The sequence below is a fragment of the Amycolatopsis sacchari genome, from assembly GCF_900114035.1.
Lineage (GTDB): Bacteria > Actinomycetota > Actinomycetes > Mycobacteriales > Pseudonocardiaceae > Amycolatopsis_E > Amycolatopsis_E sacchari.
The window spans coordinates 104,571-123,254 of the sequence record NZ_FORP01000017.1; the positions used below are offsets into that span (position 1 = coordinate 104,571).

At 71.3% G+C, this 18,684-nt stretch carries 14 protein-coding genes; 7 read left to right on the plus strand and 7 right to left on the minus strand.

Translation table 11 applies throughout. The features are described 5' to 3' along the window. Positions 1-36 precede the first annotated feature (36 nt). Positions 37-3,102 carry a discoidin domain-containing protein gene (locus tag BMZ92_RS25295; protein WP_091512268.1) on the plus strand — a complete coding sequence of 1,022 codons (3,066 nt, stop codon included), beginning with the start codon at positions 37-39 and terminating at the stop codon, positions 3,100-3,102. Here the strand turns inward: BMZ92_RS25295 and BMZ92_RS25300 are convergent. The 6 genes from BMZ92_RS25300 to BMZ92_RS25325 all read right to left on the minus strand — a co-directional run bounded on the left by BMZ92_RS25300 (position 3,099) and on the right by BMZ92_RS25325 (position 10,100). Continuing rightward, positions 3,099-3,755, minus strand: coding sequence for an MSMEG_1061 family FMN-dependent PPOX-type flavoprotein (locus BMZ92_RS25300; protein WP_091512271.1), 657 nt, complete (start codon positions 3,753-3,755; stop codon positions 3,099-3,101). The two genes, BMZ92_RS25295 and BMZ92_RS25300, sit on opposite strands and share 4 nt — an antisense overlap. A gap of 11 nt (positions 3,756-3,766) precedes the next feature. Continuing rightward, a complete protein-coding gene (locus BMZ92_RS25305) occupies positions 3,767-4,714 on the minus strand; it encodes a PDR/VanB family oxidoreductase (RefSeq protein WP_091512272.1) in 948 nt (315 codons plus the stop codon). Between the two features lie 29 nt (positions 4,715-4,743). Next, positions 4,744-5,547: a siderophore-interacting protein gene (locus BMZ92_RS25310; protein WP_091512275.1), complete on the minus strand. Its 804-nt coding sequence runs from the start codon at positions 5,545-5,547 to the stop codon at positions 4,744-4,746. Positions 5,548-5,639: 92 nt separating this feature from the next. After that, a complete protein-coding gene (locus BMZ92_RS25315) occupies positions 5,640-6,206 on the minus strand; it encodes a TetR/AcrR family transcriptional regulator (protein WP_091512278.1) in 567 nt (188 codons plus the stop codon). Between the two features lie 91 nt (positions 6,207-6,297). Continuing rightward, the gene (locus tag BMZ92_RS25320) at positions 6,298-7,650 is read right to left on the minus strand and encodes a GH1 family beta-glucosidase (RefSeq protein WP_091512280.1); all 1,353 of its coding nucleotides are present in this window, start codon (positions 7,648-7,650) and stop codon (positions 6,298-6,300) included. Further along, a complete protein-coding gene (locus tag BMZ92_RS25325; RefSeq protein WP_091512283.1) occupies positions 7,650-10,100 on the minus strand; it encodes a glycoside hydrolase family 2 protein in 2,451 nt (816 codons plus the stop codon). Before BMZ92_RS25325 ends, BMZ92_RS25320 begins: the two co-directional genes overlap by 1 nt. A 92-nt stretch (positions 10,101-10,192) precedes the next feature. Between BMZ92_RS25325 and BMZ92_RS25330 the strand changes: the two genes are divergently transcribed. The 6 genes from BMZ92_RS25330 to BMZ92_RS25355 all read left to right on the plus strand — a co-directional run bounded on the left by BMZ92_RS25330 (position 10,193) and on the right by BMZ92_RS25355 (position 16,436). After that, a complete protein-coding gene (locus tag BMZ92_RS25330; protein ID WP_091512285.1) occupies positions 10,193-11,203 on the plus strand; it encodes a LacI family DNA-binding transcriptional regulator in 1,011 nt (336 codons plus the stop codon). 65 nt (positions 11,204-11,268) lie between these two features. Next, positions 11,269-12,573 carry an ABC transporter substrate-binding protein gene (locus BMZ92_RS25335; protein ID WP_091512288.1) on the plus strand — a complete coding sequence of 435 codons (1,305 nt, stop codon included), beginning with the start codon at positions 11,269-11,271 and terminating at the stop codon, positions 12,571-12,573. Then, complete coding sequence (locus BMZ92_RS25340) at positions 12,570-13,538, plus strand: carbohydrate ABC transporter permease (RefSeq protein WP_091512290.1); 969 nt, start codon at positions 12,570-12,572, stop codon at positions 13,536-13,538. Before BMZ92_RS25335 ends, BMZ92_RS25340 begins: the two co-directional genes overlap by 4 nt. Next, positions 13,531-14,373, plus strand: coding sequence for a carbohydrate ABC transporter permease (locus BMZ92_RS25345; protein WP_091512292.1), 843 nt, complete (start codon positions 13,531-13,533; stop codon positions 14,371-14,373). The genes BMZ92_RS25340 and BMZ92_RS25345 overlap by 8 nt, the downstream gene beginning before the upstream one ends. Before the next feature lie 89 nt (positions 14,374-14,462). After that, positions 14,463-14,897: a hypothetical protein gene (locus BMZ92_RS25350; RefSeq protein WP_091512294.1), complete on the plus strand. Its 435-nt coding sequence runs from the start codon at positions 14,463-14,465 to the stop codon at positions 14,895-14,897. A gap of 3 nt (positions 14,898-14,900) precedes the next feature. Then, positions 14,901-16,436: an alkaline phosphatase D family protein gene (locus tag BMZ92_RS25355; protein ID WP_091512296.1), complete on the plus strand. Its 1,536-nt coding sequence runs from the start codon at positions 14,901-14,903 to the stop codon at positions 16,434-16,436. A gap of 50 nt (positions 16,437-16,486) precedes the next feature. Here BMZ92_RS25355 and BMZ92_RS25360 read toward each other — a convergent pair whose 3' ends face one another. Continuing rightward, on the minus strand, positions 16,487-18,679 hold the full coding sequence (locus tag BMZ92_RS25360; RefSeq protein WP_091512298.1) for a discoidin domain-containing protein: 2,193 nt from the start codon (positions 18,677-18,679) through the stop codon (positions 16,487-16,489). Positions 18,680-18,684: the final 5 nt, after the last annotated feature.

An 18,684-nucleotide genomic window follows, 5' to 3' on the forward strand; every position in this document is an offset into this window, starting at 1 on the left:
TTTCTGTTGACAACGTTGTCAGGAAGGCAGGGGTGCATGAGCGGGCAGTCGTTCCACGTCCGGCGGCGGGCGGTGCTGCAGGCGGCGGGTGTCCTGGCGGTGGCGGCCGGGCTGCCACGGGCGGCGGCCGCGGCGGAGAGCACGAGCGCGGCGCCCGACCCGGTCGCGGAGACCTACCACCGGGTGCTGCTGCGGCACACCCGCTGGGCGGAGCAGCAGTTCGACTCGGCGCTCGGCTACTACCGCCGCACCGACTTCTCCTTCGCCGTGGTGCTCGGCAACGCCCTCCTGCTGACCCGGGGCCGGTACGACGCGTCGCTCGCGGGGGTGGACCGCGAGACGCTGCGGGCCCACACCCTGGCCACCATCCGGCACTTCGCGGCGAGCAACGTCGTGGCCGGAGGCAGCGAGTGGGGCCAGACCTTGTTCTTCGACACCACGTTCCAGTCCTACTTCGTGCTGGCCGCGCGTCTACTGTGGACTGAACTCGACGACGCGACCCGGGCCGACGTGGACCGGATCGTGCGGGGCCAGGCTGCCTACACCGCGTCGCTCGGCACCGGCAACGACCCGCGTTCGGGCAGCTGGACGCCGAACGGGCTGACCGGCGGCTACCAGGGCGACACCAAACTGGAGGAGATGGGCGTCTACGCGCAGTCGCTCGCCCCGGCGCTGGCGTGGGCAGCGGACGACCCGGACGCCCCGCGGTGGCGCGAGCTGTTCGGCCGCTGGAGCCGCAACGAGACCGGGCTGCCCGCGTCCGACCTGGCGACGCCCACGCTGGTCGACGGCGTGCCGGTGTCGGACAACACCGCGACGAACCTCTACGACACGTTCATCGTCGAGAACCACGGCTCGTTCGGCCCGCACTACCAGGAAGAGCTGTGGCGGACCTCGGGCCGCAACGCGATCCACTTCCTGCTCGCCGGCCGGCCGCTGCCGGAGGTCCTGACGCGGCAGCCGAACGGGGAAGCGTTGTGGCGCACCATCCTGCTGACGATGAGCGACGCCGGTGAACCCCTGATGCCGATGGTCGACGACCGCGAGCACCTGTACGGGCGTGACGTGCTGCCTTTGGCGTTCCGGTCCCAGGTGCTCGGCGACGCCCTCGCCGCCCGTGCGGAGGCGGAGCTGGCGGCCCGGCTGGAGCCGTACCAGGACTACGCACCCGCCACGCGCATCACGAAGTTCTCGGGGGAGCCGAAGTACGAGCCGGAGGCCCGCGCGGAACTCGCCATCAGCTACCTGCTGCACGAGTGGCGGGCGACGCAGCGCGGCGCCGTGACCGCCGTGTCGCGCGAGCGGCTGTTCGCCGACTCGGCCGGGGTGCGGGATTTCGGGGCGGGGCCAGGACTTGTCGCGCAGCAGAGCGCCGCCGCGTGGGCGGGTGCGGTGAGTAAGCCCGGGTTCACGAAGTTCGCGTGGCAGCCGGGGCACGACGACTGGCTGTTCGCGCTCGGCGGGGGCACGCCGATGTTCCTGCCCTCGACCGGCCTGGCGGTGACACGCCGCACGACGCAGGTCTACCGCGGTGTGCGTGACGGGTTCGACGGCTCGGTCACGGTGCTGTCGTTCGCCACCGGGCGCGCGGGTTTCGCGACCCTGCCGACCGGCTCGGTCGTCTACGCCAGCACGGGCCTCGGCGACGGCGAGGGGTGCGTTTCGGTGCACAACCTGACCATGCCGGGTGTGCCGGGGCTCGACGGTGACCGGACGTACACCTTCGCCGAGGGCACGGTGTCCATCCCGGCCGCGGATGCCCGGTCTCTGCCGCCGGGAGTGTCTCGTGTGGACGATCTGACGTTCCCGGTTACCGCCGTGCGGTACGTGCGGATGCTCGGCGTGACTCCGCATCCCGTCTACGGTTACTCGTTGTTCGAGGTCGAAGTCCGCAACGGCGCGGACGGTCCGGACCTCGCACTGGGCGGCACGGCCACCGCGTCCTCGGCCGACACCGGCCGCGCTGCGTCGTACACAGTGGACGGTTCGTACAGCACGCGCTGGGCCGTGTCCCGTGCCGACCGCAGTCGGGCGGACAGCTGGCTGTCGGTCGACCTCGGGTCGGTGAAGGGCGTCGACCGGGTGCGGTTGTTCTGGGAGACGGCGGCGGGCAGCCGGTACGTGGTGCAGGGGTCCGTCGATGGCAGCTCTTGGCGGGACCTGGCGTCGTACCCGGATCCGGACGTGCGCAGCATCGGTGGCTGGCTGGCGGTCGACGACCGGGCGAGTTTCGTCGTGCGCGGCCCGAATCCGCTGACCGTGCAGGGGGACCGGATCGTGCTGTCCGACGGACCTGCCGCGCCCGTGCTGGTGGAAGGACATGTGGGCCGGGTTCGGCCCGGGCCGGCGCCGGTGGCATCGGGCGGATTGCGGGCGAGCCTGGTCGACGGCTACCTCGTGGTGTTCAACCTCGGCGACACGACGACGACTGCGACGGTCACGGTGCCGCTGAGCGGCGAGATCCCGCTGTACGAGGGCACTCAGCGGATCGGGTCGGACGGCAGCGTGCTGACGGTCACGCTCGAGGCGGGCACCGGTCGTGTCTTCGCGCCGAGGTTCCATCTGGACGGACGAGTTTCGTCGGCAACCGTCTACAACGGACAGTCGGTGGAGCTGTCCGGACCGCGGTCGTTGGTGCAGCTGACCGCCGGGACAGGGCGCGCCCGACCGGTGGCGGTGAGCCCGCGGGGAACGTCAGTGGTCTTCCCGGAAGTGCCCGCCTACCCACTCGATGACCTGGCCCTCGGCTGCGACACCTTCCCCGCACCGCCGGTACTGCCACCGGGCATGACCGACCCGGCGGCCGCGGTGGACGGCGACGCGCGGACGTCGTGGACACCGGGGCCGGGCGGGCGGATGGTGGTCGACCTCGGGAGGTCCCGCCCGCTCCGGGAGGTGGTGCTGACCTGGGCGGGCGGCAGGCTGCCCGCCGTCGCGCTCGCCGTGAGCGACGACGGCCGGACCTACACGCCCGTTCCCGTGCCAGGCCGCACCACCCGCCGTACGGTGGTCGCCGTGCGGGCCACGGGGCGTTACCTCGCGGTGTCCACTCCAGACTGGCGGCACGGCGACGCGCCGTTGACGTCGGTTTCGGTGCGTTAGAACAACTCCGTGCGGTAGGAGTGTTCCAGCATCGCGCTCAGCTGGGTCACGTGCTCGCCGAGGCTGTCCGCCATCTTGGCGGCGTTCTCGGCGAGCATGAGCGCCGACACGTCGCCGCCGAGCGTCACCGCGTCCGCGAGGCCCCGCTCGTCGCCCTCCCAGAGCTTCGCCCTGATCACCGCCTTGCCGCACTGCGAGAACACCTCCCGCACCCGCACGACGGTCGCCAGCACCGCGGGTTTCCCGTCCGCGCTGAGCATTTCCAGCAGTTCCGGGTCGTCGCTGATGAACGCGTCCCCGTTGACGCGCACGCATTCGCGCAGCCCGGGCACGAAGAACACCAGCCCGACGTTCGGGTTGCGCGTGATGTTCTCGAAGGAGTCCGCGAGCTTGTTCCCCGGCCGGTCGGGGATCGCGATCGTCCACGGGTCCAGCACGCGCACCGAACCGGGCGGGTCGCCCTTCGGGCTCGTGTCGACCTGGCCCTCGTCGTCGGCGGTGGACACGCAGAAGAACGTGCTGTGCGCGATGAACCGCGCGGCGAACTCGCCCACGCACGGTTCCTTCTTCTCCGCGATGAACGGCATCGGGTGGCCGATGATCTCGCGCACCCGCGCGATGTCGATCGCCCGGTAGTTGTCGGCCGCGATCATGGTCTTCCTCCTCACACGTCGAGCACGAGACGGGGGGTGCTGGCGCGGGACACGCACACGTACATGCGGTCGCCCGCCGCCCGGTCCTCTTCGGACAGGATGTCGTCGCGGTGGTCGGGAACCCCTTCCAGCACGCGGGTTTCGCAGGTGCCGCAGATCCCTTCCCGGCACGACGCGGCCACCGCGACCCCGGCGTCCTCCAGCGCGGACAGGATGCTGCGGCCCGGCGGCACGGTGACCGCGACGTCGGACTGCGCGCACACCACCTCGACGGCGGTGTCCTCGGCCGCCGGTTTCGGCCTGGCCTTGAAGCGTTCGAGGTGCAGCGTGCCCGGCCGCCAGTGCGCGGTCCGCGCCTCGACGGCGCTCAGCAGCGGTTCCGGCCCGCAGGCGTAGACCTCGGTGCCGTCCCTCGGCGTGCCGAGCCAGTCGTCGAGCGGGATCAGGCCGACCTCGTTCTCCGGGTACACGAACACGCGGTCCTCGTAGTCCCGCAGCTCCTCCAGGAACGCCATCGACGACGCGTGCCGCCCGCCGTAGACGAGCTGCCACGGCGCGCCCCACGCCTGCGCCTGGCGCACCATCGGCAGGATCGGCGTGATCCCGATGCCGCCCGCGATGAACAGGTAGGACCGCGCCCGCGAGAACCCGAAGTTGTCGCGGGGCGGCCGGATGCGCACGGGCTGTCCCGGCCGCAGGTAGCTGTGCACGTACTCGGAACCGCCGCGGCTCGCGCGTTCCCGCAGCACGCCGATCCGGTAGGCCGAGCGGTCGTCGGGGGAGCCGCACAGCGAGTACTGCCGGGCGATCCCGGTGGGCAGCACGAGTTCGATGTGGGCGCCGGGCTGCCACGGCGGCAGGTCCTTGCCGTCGGGGTCGCTCAGCTCGACCGAGACGACGCCGGCCGCCTCCCAGCGCAGCTGGCGCACCACGGCGGGCAGTTCGGTGGTGGTGGACATGGTGTTTCTCCTCGTGATCGGGTGGTCGGTCATCCCGGTGCGGACCGGCCGAGCCGCCAGTAGCCGAAGAACGCGATGGCGGACTTGGGCACCTCACGTTCCCGGTGCAGGTACCGGCGCGCCCCGGTGGCCAGCGCGCTCTCCCCGGCGATCCACGCGTAGTCCGGCTGGGGGAAAGCGTTTGCGGTAAGCGCTTCCAGCGCGAGTTGCCCCGGCCTGGCGGTACCGTCGCGAGGCAGCCACGTGATGTCCACACCGGACGGTGCGGACACGTCGTGCACGTCGTCCTTGGCGGGGACTTCGAGCAGGACCGTCGCCGCCAGGTCCGCCGGGGCGGTCTCCAGGATCGCCAGCGCCGCGGGCACGGCGGTCTCGTCGGCGACGAGCAGCTGCCGCCGCGCGCCCTCCGGCGGGAGGTACGTCCGGCCCTCGTCGAACAGCCCGACCTCTTCGCCGGGCCGGGCCCGCAGCGGGAACGCCCCGCCCGGTCCGCCGTCGGCGTGCAGCGCGAACTCGACGTCCAGTTCGAGCGGCTCCCGGCGGAAGGACCGCACCGTGTAGTTGCGCACCCACGGCCGGACCTCCGCCCGCATCAGCAGGGTCTGCACGATCCAGCCGTTCCCGGCGGCGGTGGGCAGGCGCAGTGCGTCCTGGCCCTCCCGACGGAAGAACAGGCGGAAGCACTGGTCGCCGCCGAGCGGTTCGAACGCCGCGAGGCCGGGGCCGCCGAGCGTCACGGTGGCGAAGTGCTCCGACGTGCGCTCGACGTGCAGGACGTGGGCCCGGACCAGGCTGCGCGTTTCCGGGGTCTGCCGCTTCGGCAGCAGGGACATGGCGGCCTCCCTCTTAGGCTTACCTAATTGAAACGGTACTGTTCCGTACTCATCGGTGTCAAGGCGGGGCCCGGTGACTGCACGACCGGTCGTCAGGAGACGGTGAACAGGGGCAGGACGATCTCGTCGGTGAAGCGCACGAGGTAGTCGTCGCTCAGTGCGGGTTCGTTCGGCAGGAGCTGGCTGGTGAACAGGCCTTCGCAGACGCGGTGCAGCCAGCCGAGGTCGATGCCGGGGCGCATCCCCTCGCGGCCGCGCCAGCGCTCGATGAGCGTCAGCCACACGGCGTCGTGCGGTTCGGCGACCTGGCGCTGCAGCTCGCGTTCCAGCGCGGGCTCGCGGCGCGAGGCGTAGATGAGGAACTGGACGACGGCGCGGTTTTCGGCGAGCCAGCGGGCGCTGTTCCGGAGCGCGGCGAGCACGTCCTCGCGGAAGCTGCCCTCGTCGGGCACGCGGAACGCGTCGCGGCCCAGGCGCTGGACGGCCGCGATGAAGAGCTCGTCCTTGCTCGGCCAGCGCCGGTAGAGGGTGGCCTTCGAAGCACCGGCCCGCGCGGCGACGGCGTCGATCGTGACGCGGTCGAGGCCCTGTTCCATCATCAACTCGAACGCGACGGCGAGGATCTCGTCTTCTCGTTCCCGGGTCAGGCGGGGCGGCATTGGAGGAAGCCTAACAACGCGGGTGCTGGGCGCGGTCGGCCGGGACCGGGCGGGGGCTCACGACGGTGTCGCTCGCCCCCGCCGAAAGGGCTCAGTCCGGCAAAGCGTTGCGCCGCACGACGTCGGCGTACCAGCGGGCGCTCGCCTTGGCCGTGCGCCGCTGCGTCGGGTAGTCCACGTAGTACAGCCCGAACCGGCGGGCGTAGCCCTCCGCCCACTCGAAGTTGTCCATCAGCGACCAGCAGAAGTAGCCCGCCACGTCGACCCCCTCGTCGATGGCGTCACGCAGCGCCGACAGGTGCCCGGCCAGGAACTCGACCCGCTCCTCGTCGTCGATGCCGCCCTCCGGGTCGGCGTAGTCGTCGAACGCCGCGCCGTTCTCGGTGATCAGGATCGGCGGCAGGCGCGGGTAGTCGTCCCGCAGCCGGACCAGCAGCTCGCGCAGCCCGTCCGGTTCGATGGTCCAGCCCATCTGCGTGCGCGGCAGCCCCTCGGGGTGCACCTGGTGCGCGTCGAGCGCCGGGCGCAGCGGGTGCCGCAGCCCGGCCCGTTCCCCGGCGGCGATGTGCGTGCGCGTGTAGTAGTTGACGCCGAGGAAGTCCAGCGGCGCGGAGATCGCCTCCAGGTCACCGTCGGCGACCACGTCCTCGAAGCCGTACCACGACACCATGTCCTCCGGGTACCGCCCGGTCAGCACGGGGTCGAGGAACCACCGGTTCTGGCAGCCGTCCATCCGGCGCGCGGCCGCCACGTCCGCCTCGTCGTCGCTGACCGCGCGGATGGGGGAGAGGTTCAGCGTGATGCCGACCTGCCCGCCGGCTCCGCGCAGCACCGGCACCGCCGCGGCGTGCGCGCACAGCAGGTGGTGCGCGGCGAGCAGCGCCGACCGGCCGTCGGTGAGACCGGGCGCGTGCCGCCCGCTGCCGTAGCCCACGAACGACGAAACCCACGGCTCGTTCAACGTGATCCACCTCGGCACGCGGTCGCCGAGCGCCTCCGCCACCACCTCGGCGTAGCGGGTGAACGCGTCGATCGTCACGCGCTCGGCCCAGCCGCCCTTGTCCTGCAGCGCCTGCGGCAGGTCCCAGTGGTACAGCGTGACCGCGGGCTCGATGCCGCGCTCCAGCAGGTCGTCGACGAGCCTGCGGTAGTGGTCGAGGCCCGCCTGGTTCACCGCGCCCGTGCCGTCCGGCACGATCCGCGGCCACGCCAGCGAGAACCGGTACGAAGTCACGCCCAGCTCGGACAGTAGCCCGAAGTCCTCCTGCCAGCGCCGGTAGTGGTCGCACGCGATCGCGCCCGTGTCCCCGTGGCGCACCGCACCCGGCGTCGCGCTGAAGGTGTCCCAAATGGACGGTGCACGGCCGTCCACGTCCACCGAGCCCTCGATCTGGTAGGAGGCGGTGGCGACCCCCCAGCGGAATCCTTCCGGCATGGCACGCATCAGTGGGCCCTCCTGGCGAGTTCGTTGGCGGTGTGCAGTACTTCGGCGAAAGCGGCGGGATCGGCCGCCTTCGGCGCCTGGACGCCGAAGGTGACCGTCTCCCCGGGCAGCACGGTCAGCAGTGCTTCGTCGCTGACAGCGCTTTCCGCGGCCTGGTCGGCCAGCAGGGTGAGGTCGAGCAGCAGCGTCTCCGCCGTGACCCACACCTCGTACCCGCCGGGCACGGGCCGCGGTTCGGCGCGGTAGCGGGCTTCCGGCAGGCGGAGTTCGAGGTCGGGCGCGAAGAACCAGGTGGCGCGTTTCGCGTCGGGGGTGTCCACGACGAGCAGTTCCGCGGCGGGTTCGTCGGGTTCGGCCAGCGGCAAGGGGACCTCGTGCCGTGCCATGCCGCGCGCGGGCACGTCCAGCGCCAGCGAGCTGCGTACGTGCTCGGTGCCGTCGAAGCCGATCCGCCGCAGCAGCGGCTCCGCCTGCCACGGCCGGTCCGTGTCGTTGACCGCCGTCAGCACGAGCCGGTCGCCGCGCCTGCCGATGGTCACGAGGCGGTCCGCGTAGCTGTCGCGCAACGCGTACCAGGCGGGCTTCAGCCGCTCGTCACCGTCCACAACGGACCACGAGATCACCGGCCAGCAGTCGTTGAGCTGCCACACGATCGTGCCCGCGCAGTCCGGGGCGAGCGACCGGAAGTGCCGGATCCCGAGCCCGATCGCGCGTGCCTGGTTGAGCTGCGTGGCCCAGTGCCACGCCGGGAACGCCGCCGGCGGCGGGAAGTGCTCGGCGAGCCGGGCGGCCAGTTTCGCCGGGCCGTTCGCCGCCTTGTTGTGCGCGATCACGCCGGGGGAGTCCGGCGTGAGGTCACCGGACAACGCGCGGTGCAGCGTGGTGGCCGTGGGCGCGCCGCAGAAACCGAACTCCGACACGAACCTCGGCGTGTAGTCGAGGTAGCCGAGGTAGTCGCGCTGGTTCCACACGTCCCACAGGTGCGTGCAGCCGTGATCGGGGTCGTTCGGGTGGCGCTCGGCGGAGAACGACCACGGGCTGCTGGGGCAGTACGGCCGGGTGGGGTCCAGCTCCGCGACGATCTTCGGCAGGACGTCGGTGTAGTAGCCCAGCCCCCACGTCCGGTCGCCGAGGCGCGGCTGCCAGCCCCAGTCGTGGTAGCCCCAGACGTTCTCGTTGCTGCCGTTCCACAGCACGAGGCTCGGGTGCGGTGCCAGCCGGGTCACCGCCTCCCGGGCCTCGGCCACGACCTCCCCGCGCAGCGGCTCCTCCTCGGGGTACGCGGCGCAGGCGAACAGGAAGTCCTGCCACACCAGGATTCCCCGTTCGTCGGCGAGGTCGTAGAACTCGTCGCTCTCGTAGATCCCGCCGCCCCACACGCGCAGCAGGTTCACCCCGGCGTCGGTCGCCTGCGTGAACCGCCGTGCGTAGCGGTCCCGGCCGACGCGGTGCGGGAAGCAGTCGTCGGGGATCCAGTTGGCGCCCTTGGCGAACACTCGCTTGCCGTTGACGACGAACCGGAAGGCCGTGCCGTGCTCGTCCGCGCTCGTGTCCAGCTCCACCGACCGGAACCCGACCTGCCGCGACCACCGGTCCAGCTCCTCGCCCTCGGGCGTGGACAGGACGACTTCGAGCGGATAGCGGTGTTGTTCCCCGTAGCCGCGGGGCCACCACAGCCGGGGTTCAGGCACGTCCACGGTGACCACAGTGGACTCTTCGGACGTGGTCGTGGCCACCTCCTGCCCTGCCAGCGACACCCGCACCTCGACAGGTGCGTCGTCCTCCCGCTGCAGGGCGATGTGCACCTCGGCGTGCCCGGTGTTCCCGTCGACCGTGACGAGCGGGCGGACCGAAGCCAGCCGCGCCCGCCGCCACTGTTCGAGCGCGATCGGGCGCCAGATGCCCGCCGTGACGAGCACCGGACCCCAGTCCCAGCCGAAGTTGCAGGCCATCTTGCGCACGAGGTTGAACGGGTGGTCGTTGGTGTGCGGCAGGTCGCCGTAGTGCTCCCGCTGCGCCTCGGCGTGGTCGAGCGCGCTGGTGAAGGTGATCGCGAGCCGGTTGGTGCCCGGGGTGAGCAGGTGCGTGACGTCGAAGCGGTACCCGCGGTGCATGTTGGCGGTGGTCCCGATCTCGGTGCCGTTGAGCTCCAGCCGGGCGACCGTGTCCAGCCCGCCGCACACCAGGTCCACAATGGACGCGTCCGGGGTGTGCTCGAACTCGGTCTCGTACCGCCAGTCCACGCGGCCGATCCACGCCAGCCGCGCTTCGTTCTCGTCGAGGTACGGGTCGGGGACCAGGCCGGCGGCCAGCAGGTCGGTGTGGACGCAGCCGGGCACGCTCGCGCGCACCGGTGCCGCGCCGACCGGAGCGGGCACTTCGCCGGAACCCGAACCGCCGACGGGGCGGAGGAGCCAGCCGTCGTGGAGCGTGCGGCGCCGCAGAGTCATGCGTTCGTGTGTACTGAGGTTAACCGGTTAAGTCAATGCCGCTGATCGGCTACTGTTTTCCCGGGGAAGGTTCCACGAACGACAGAGGTGGCATGAAGCGCCCGACGATAGCCGACATCGCCAAGGCGGCCGGGGTGTCCAAGGGGGCGGTGTCCTACGCCCTCAACGGCAGGCCCGGCGTGGCCGAGTCCACCCGCGCCAGGATCCTGGAGATCGCGCAGAGCCTGGGCTGGGCGCCCAGCAGTGCCGCGAGGGCGTTGTCCGACGGCCGGGCCGGCGCGCTGGGCCTCGTGATCGACCGGCCGGCCCGGGTGCTGGCCGCCGAGCCGTACTTCATGCACCTGCTCGCGGGCATCGAGGCCGCGCTCACCGGCAGCCCCTTCGCCCTGTTGCTGCAGGTCACCGACAACGCGTCGGCCGAGCTGGCCACCTACCGCCGGTGGTGGGCCGAGCGCAGGGTCGACGGCGTGCTGCTGGTGGACCTGCGGGTGGACGACCCCCGCGTGCCGCTGCTGGCCGAGATGGGGCTGCCCGCCGTCGTGCTGGGCGGGCCGGACGGCGTGGGCGGGCTGCCGTGCGTGTGGACCGACGACGGGGTGGCGATGACCGAGGTGCTGCGGTACCTGGCCGCGCTCGGGCACCGGCGGGTCGTGCGCGTGGCCGGGCCGCCGGAGTTCGTGCACACCCGGACCCGCACCAACGCGTTCGAGGCCGAAGCGGTGGCGCTCGGCCTCGACGCCACCACCGTGCACGCCGACTACTCCGACGAGGGCGCCGCCGTGGTGGTGCGGCGGATCCTGACGGCGGGGGACGCGCCGACGGCGATGGTGTTCGACAACGACGTCATGGCGGTCGCGGCACTGGGCGTGGCGCAGGAGCTCGGGCTGCCCGTGCCGGAGCGGTTGTCGCTGATCGCGTGGGACGACTCCACGCTGTGCCGTCTGGTGCGCCCGGCGCTGACCGCGGTCCGCAGGCCGATCTACGAGCGGGGCACGGACGCGGTGCGGCTGCTGCTCGCGGCGATCGCCGGTGAGCGGCCCGCGGACGTCCGGACGGAGCAACCGGTGCTGGTCGCGAGGGCAAGCACCGGCCGCAGGCATTGACAACTTAACCGGTTCATTGCAAGGTGTGGCACGCGTCACCACACCCCATCGCACCGGGAGCGAACGTGAGGTCATCGAAGACCGCGGCCGTGCTGGCCGTCCTGTTGCTCGCACTGGGTATCACCGCCTGTGGTTCCGGTTCGTCGTCCTCGGACGGCAAGACCCTGACCTACTGGGCGAGCAACCAGGCGGGCAGCCTCGAGGAGGACCGGCAGATCCTCCAGCCGGAGCTCGACAAGTTCGAGCAGCAGACCGGTATCCACGTGAACCTGGAGGTCATCGCCTGGCCCGACCTGCTGAACCGCATCCTCACGGCGACCACGAGCGGCTCCGGCCCGGACGTGCTCAACATCGGCAACACGTGGTCGGCCTCCCTGCAGGCCACCGGCGCGCTGCAGCCGTTCGACGACGCCACCTTCGCGAAGGTCGGCGGCCGCGAGAAGTTCCTCGCCACCAGCATGGCGGCGACGGGCGCCGCGGGTCAGCCGCCGGCGGCCGTGCCGCTGTACGGCCTGGCGTACGGGCTGTTCTACAACAAGAAGAAGTTCGCCGACGCGGGGCTGCAGCCGCCCACGACGTGGCAGGAGCTCGTGGACGACGCGAAGCGGCTCACCGACGCCGGCAAGGGCCAGTGGGGCATGGGCATCGAGGGCGCCAGCTACACCGAGGGCGCGCACTTCGCGTTCATGTTCGGCAGGCAGCACGGCGCCCAGCTGTTCCAGGGCGACGAGCCCGGTTTCGACTCGCCCCAGATGGTGGCGGGCATCAAGCAGTACGTGGACCTGCTCTCCAGCGGGGTGGTCAACCCCAGCGACGCCGAGCACCAGAACAACACCGAGCTGATGCGTGACTTCGCGAGCGGCAAGACCGCGATGATCATGTTCCAGAACAACGCGGTCCAGCCGCTCAAGACCAACGGGATGGACGAGAGCCAGTACGGCGTCGTGCCGATCCCGGTCGTGGACCCGCTGCCGCCGGGCGGGGCGAAGGTCTCCAGCCACGTCGCCGGCATCAACATCGCCGCCTTCGCCGGCAGCAAGAACCTCGACGGGGCGCTGAAGTTCATCAACTTCATGACCGGCATCGACGAGCAGAAGGTGCTGAACGGCAAGCTCGGTTCGCTGCCCGTCGTGAGCGCCGCCTACCAGGACCCGCAGTTCCAGACGCCGCTCATCGGCACGTTCCGGCAGGTGCTGGCGAACGCGGCGGAGTCGATGCCGATGATCCCCAAGGAGTCGCAGTTCGAGACGCTCATCGGCACCGCCGTCAAGGAGCTGATGGCGTCGGCCGCGAGCGGCACCAGGGTCGACGACGCCGCCGTCAAGGCCAAGCTGACCGCCGCCAACCAGCAGATGAAGAGCGGCGGATGAGCCTCGACGCACCCGTGCGGCCGGCGTCCTCCGCCCGGCCGCACGGGGACCGCCGGCGCCGGCCCGTTTCGCGGCGCTGGCTGCCCTACGCACTGCTGCTGCCCGCGTTGGTCGCCGAACTGGCGGTGCACGTCATCCCCATGCTCGTCGGCGTGTGGATGAGCCTGCAGCAGATCAACCAGTTCACGCTGCGGAACTGGACGAAGTCGCCGTTCGTCGGGCTGCACAACTTCGCGCTCGCCGCGGACCTCGCCTCACCGGCCGGGACCGAGCTGCTGCGCTCGTTCGGGGTCACGCTCGCGTACTCGGTGATCGTGGTCGCGGTGTGCTGGCTGCTCGGCCTGGCGGGTGCGGTGGCGCTGCAGAAACCGTTCCCCGGCAGGGGAGTGCTGCGCACGCTGTTCCTCGTGCCGTTCGCGTTACCGGTGTTCGCCGCGGTCATCACGTGGCGGTTCATGCTGCAGCGCGACACCGGGCTGGTGAACACGGTGCTGGTGGACTGGCTCGGCCTGACCGACGAGCGGCCGTTCTGGCTCGTGGGCGGGAACAGCTTCATCAGCCTCGTGGTGGTGACGGTGTGGCGGCTGTGGCCGTACGCGTTCCTGACCATCACCGCGGGGCTGCAGAGCATCCCGAACGAGCTGTACGAGGTGGCCGAAGTGGACGGTGCCGGGCCGTGGCAGCAGCTGCGCCGGGTGACGCTGCCCATGCTGCGCCCGGTCAACCGGGTGCTGCTGCTCGTGTTGTTCCTGTGGAGTTTCAACGACTTCACGGTGCCGTACACGTTGTTCGGCGCGGTCGCGCCCGCCGGGGGCGACATCCTCGCCGTGCACATCTACCAGTCCTCGTTCGTCACCTGGAACTTCGGCCTCGGTTCCGCGATGTCGGTGCTGGTGCTGCTGTTCCTGCTGCTGGTCTCCGGGGTGTACATGCTGGTGTCGGGACGGAGGCGGGGCGATGCGTGAGGCGACCAGCTCGAAGGCTGTCCGCGTCGTTGTCGTCGTGGCCCTCACGGTGTTCGTGGCGGTGCCGCTGTACGTGATGCTCGTGTCGTCGCTGAAGCCGCTGCGGGACGTGCAGGGGCCGTTCACGGTGATCCCGTCGACGTTCACGCTGCAGCCGTTCGTGGACATGTGGCGGACGGTGCCGCTGGCGCAGTACTTCGTGAACAGCGTGTGGATCTCGCTGGGCGCGAGCGTGCTGTCGGTGCTGATCGCGATACTGGCGGCGTACGGGCTGAGCCGGTACCGGTTCCGCGGGCGGGCGCCGTTCCTCGGGATGGCGCTGTCGACCCAGATGCTGCCCGGGATCCTGTTCCTGCTGCCGCTGTTCCTGATCTACGTCAACCTCGACCGCGCGAGCGGGACGTCGTTGTTCGGCAGCCGCTTCGGGCTCATCCTGACGTACCTGACGTTCTCGCTGCCGTTCGCGATCTGGCTGCTGGTCGGGTACTTCGACTCGATCCCGCGCGAGCTCGACGAGGCGGCGCTGGTCGACGGCGCGACGCCGATCGGCGCGCTGGTGCGGGTCGTGCTGCCCGCGGCGCTGCCGGGTGTCGCGGCGGTGACGATCTACGCGTTCATGACGGCGTGGACGGAGGTGCTGTTCGCGTCGGTGCTGACGAACACGGACACCAGGACGCTCGCCGTGGGCCTGCGCGCGTACGCCACGGAGGCGAACGTGTACTGGAACCAGGTCATGGCGGCGTCACTCGTCGTGAGCATCCCCGTCGTGGTGGGCTTCCTGTTGCTGCAGAAGGCACTTGTGCGGGGGCTGACCGCGGGGGCCGTCAAGGCCTGAGCGTCAGGAAGCCGTCAAGACCCGGCCGGCGGCGCACGGATTCCGGCAAGAAGGGTTCCGGCGCGGGAAACCCGAAGTGCACTGACCGCATGCGGTGGAGGTTGCCCGGCGGTTCCGGGTTCCCGGTGGGGTTCGTGCTGGTGGTCGTCGTGGCGACGGCGTCGGTCGCGGCGGGCGCCACGCGGCACCCCCTGGAGTCGCTGGTCGCGCTCGCCGTGGCGGCCGGGGTGGTGGCGGCGGTGGCGGACCCGGCCCCGGCGTTCGGCACCGCTGTGTTCGGCTGGTACGTGTACGACGGGTTCGTGCTCGGCAGGCGCGGTGAGCTGGTGTTCACGCCGGACTCGGCCACGGCCGCGGTGGTGCTCGCCTCGGCCGTGGCCGCCGTCGTGGGCTGGGGACTGGTGCGGGAGGTGGTCGCCGGTTCTACGCCGCCGCTCAATCCGCCCGTCACCGGCGCTTCGGCGGGGCGCAACGTCCCGGATCTACCGTTTGCGCGCCTTTCTCCCGAACCCCCGAAAAGGTGACGCATGTCCGAACCCTCCACCACCCGCCGTCAAGTCCTCCTCGCCGGGACCGCCGCGCTCGGCGCGGTCGCCGTCTCCGGCTGGGGCACCGCCTCCGCGAGCCCGGTCCGCGACCCCTTCACCCTCGGCGTCGCGTCCGGCGACCCCTGGCCCGACGGCGTGGTGCTGTGGACGCGGCTCGCGCCGGACCCGCTCGCGCCGGACGGCCTCGGCGGGATGCCGCGCCGCGTGGTGCCGGTGGAGTGGCAGATCGCGGCGGACGAGCGGTTCCGGCACGTGGTACGCGCGGGTGTCGAGTTCGCGCGGCCGGAGTCCGCGCACTCGGTGCACGCCGAGGTGTCCGGCCTACGCCCCGGTGCCGAGTACTTCTACCGGTTCCGCGTGGGCAACCAGCTCAGCCCGGTGGGCCGCACGAAGACCGCGCCGCGGCCGGGCGCGCGGCTGGACAGGTTCGCCTTCGCGTTCGCCAGCTGCCAGAACTACCCCGAGGGCTTCTACACCGCGCACCGGCACCTGGCGGACGAGGACCTCGACCTCGTCGCGTTCCTCGGCGACTACATCTACGAGGGCTCGGCGCAGGGCTCGATCGGCCGCGGGCACTCCCCGGCGGCCGAGACGTTCACCCTCGCCGACTACCGCGTGCGGCTGGCGCAGTACAAGAGCGACGCCGACCTGCGGGCGGCGCACGCGGCCTTCCCGTGGGCCGTGGTGTTCGACGACCACGAGGTCGAGAACAACTGGGCGGGTGACCACTCGCAGCCCGACACCGAACCCGACCAGGACCCGGTGGTGTTCCGGCAGCGGCGGGCGCAGGCGTTCCAGGCGTACTACGAGCACATGCCGCTGCGGCGCGCGCAGCGCCCGTCCGGCCCGGACATCCGCATCCACCGGCGCCTGACGTTCGGCGACCTCGCGGACTTCCACCTGCTCGACACCCGGCAGTACCGCGACGTGCAGGTGGCGGGCGACGCGCGGCTCGACCCGTCGCGCACGATCCTGGGCGCACCGCAGAAGGAGTGGCTGCTGCGCAACCTCGCGGGCCGGACCGCGCGCTGGAACGTGCTGGCGCAGCAGGTGTTCTTCTCCCAGCGGGACTTCACCGCGGGCGACGCCGACTCGTTCAGCGACGACGCGTGGGACGACTACTACGTCGAGCGCAACCTGGTGCGCGACCACCTGGCGCGGGCGAGCAACCCCGTGGTCATCACCGGCGACGTGCACGCCAGCTACGTCGCGGACGTGAAAGCCGACTTCGAGGACCCCGCGTCGGCCACCGTCGCGACGGAACTGGTCGGCACCTCGATCACCTCCGGCGGCGACGGCACCGACCAGAACTCCGGCGACGCGGTGCAGCTGCGGGAGAACCCGCACATCAAGTTCATCAACCGCAAGCGCGGGTACGTCCGCAACGTCCTCACGCGCGACTCGTGGACCGCGGACTTCCGGATCGTCGACTACGTCAGCCGCCCCGGCGCCCCGATCACCGACCGCGCGCGGTTCGTGATCGAGGCCGGGCGGGCAGGCGCACAGCAGGCCTGACCGGACGCGGCCGTGAGGGGGCACCGCCGGCGCCCCCTCACGGCCGGTCGTCACGACTGCCACGCCTCCAGTTCCGAAAGCTGCGCCGCGGGCCAGCCCGTGTTCGCCGTGACGGTGAGCCGGAGGTAGCGGATCGTCGCCGCCGGGAACGTGACCGTGGCCGTGTTGCCGCTCGCCGGGTCGAACGTGTACCCGCGCGACGAGACCAGCGTCTGGTACGCCGAGCCGTCACCGCTGCCGAGGACCGAAAGCGTTTGCGTCCTGGCACCCCACGCCGTCGACGGCGGCAGCTTCAGCACCACCCGGCTCACGGGCAGCGCCGTGCCGAGGTCCACCGTGAACGTCTGCGGGAACGAGCCGTTCGCGCTCTCCCAGTACGTCGACGCGTTGCCGTCCACCGCGTTCGGCGCGGGGTAGCCGCCGGTCGAGCTGCTCGCGGTCACCGGGCGGCCCTTGGCGAAGTTGCCGCTCGGCTGCGGGTTGCCCGAGTTCGGCGCGGGCCACGTCGAGCAGTCCAGCCACGTGCCGCTCCACCCCGAGTTGCCGCTGCCGTTCACCGCCAGCGGCGGGATGTTCGACGGGTACGGGCAGTTGTACGTGCCGGTGACGCCGACGCCGCTCGCCGTGACGTTGCTGACCGTCACCGAACCCGTCGTCTGCGCCTGCACCACGAACGTGCCCACGCCCTGCACCTGCGCGCCGTTCACGGTCACGCCCTGGATCGTCTTGCCCTGCCCGTTGCCGTCGATGAACTGGATCGCCGCATACGGGCTTTCGATCGCGCGCAGGCCGGTCACGTTGATGGTCACGCCGGTGATCGCGGTGTCCCGCGCGTCGAACCACAACGCGGCCACGCCGAACTGCCAGTTCGGGTCGAGCGCCCCGGCCCGCAGCGTCGTGTTGTCCGACACCGTGACCGTCCCGGACAGCGGCACCGAGTTGAACCGGTTGCCGACCAGGATCCCGCCGCCGAGCGCGTTCGTGTCCTGCACGAGGTTCCCGGTCACGGTGTTGTTCGCACCGCCGTAGATCGCGATGCCGTTGGCGAGGTTCGGCTGCACGACGGTGTTGTGCGACAACGTGTTCCCGCTGTCGGGTGCGCCGTTGGACCACAGCGCCAGCGCGTCGTCCCCGTTGTTGCGCAGGTAGTTGTTGCGCAGCACGGAGTTCGTGACGTTGCCGTCGAAGTTGACGCCGTCGGCCGTCGTGTCGAGGATGCGGTTGTTCTCGATCGTCAGGTTGCTCGACGCGCCGTTCATCAGCCACAGCCCGCACTTGGTGTTCTGGATCCACAGGCCCGACACGGCGGAACCGGCACCGAGCACACCGTGGAAAGCGTTGTCCGGGCTGCCGTCGTTGCGCTCGGTCACGTCCCCGAACACCGCGAAGTCGTACAGCTTGATGTTGCCGGTGGCGCTGCCGTTGTTGAAGACGTTGTTGCCGTGCAACACCGTGTACCAGTTGCCCGCGCCGCGGATCGTCACCTGGTCCACCTGCAGCGCCTGCGGGATCTCGAACCGGCCCGGCGGTACCCACACCTCCTTGCCCTGCGAGCGGGCGGCGGAGATGGCGTTGCGGAAGGCCTGCGTGTCGTCGGAGCTGTCGTTCGCCGTGGCGCCGTAGTCGGTGACGGTCACCGAGTTCGCCGGACGGGTGCCCGCGCCGCCGACCTGCTCGAAGTCCGCGAGGTCGATCGTGTAGGGCGCGGCGGAGTCCCCGGCGTCCACCTGCAACCGGACCTTGGCTCCGGCGCTGAGGTTCTGGCCGAGCTGGAGCCGGGCGTCGTCGTAGAAGTGGTGGGTCTTCGAGCCGGTGATCCAGCCGGTGTCGACATAGCTGTAGCGCGAGGTCACCGGCAGCCCGCCCGCGAGCTTCGTGCCGTTGACGTACACCGAAAGCGAGCCGCTGCGGCCGTCCGGCACGCTGTAGTGCACGTTGACCGCGTTCGCCGGCGCGGTGAGCGTGAACTCGACGTACTGGCCCTGCCCGGTCAGCTGCACGGCCCGCCTGCCGGACGCCTCCGACGCCAGGCTGCCCTGCGTGTAGTCGGGACCGATCGCCGATCCGTTGGTGGTGGCGCATTCGGCTTCCAGCGTGACGAACGGGACGCTGGCCCCGGCGTTGACGGACGTCGGGCACGTCGCGGCCTGGGCGGGAGCGGCCGTGGCCAGGACGGTCAGCCCGGCGGCGGCGAGGGTCGCCGCGAGTGCCGCGGCGCCACGCCGGAGGTGCGGTGGGTGCATGGTGG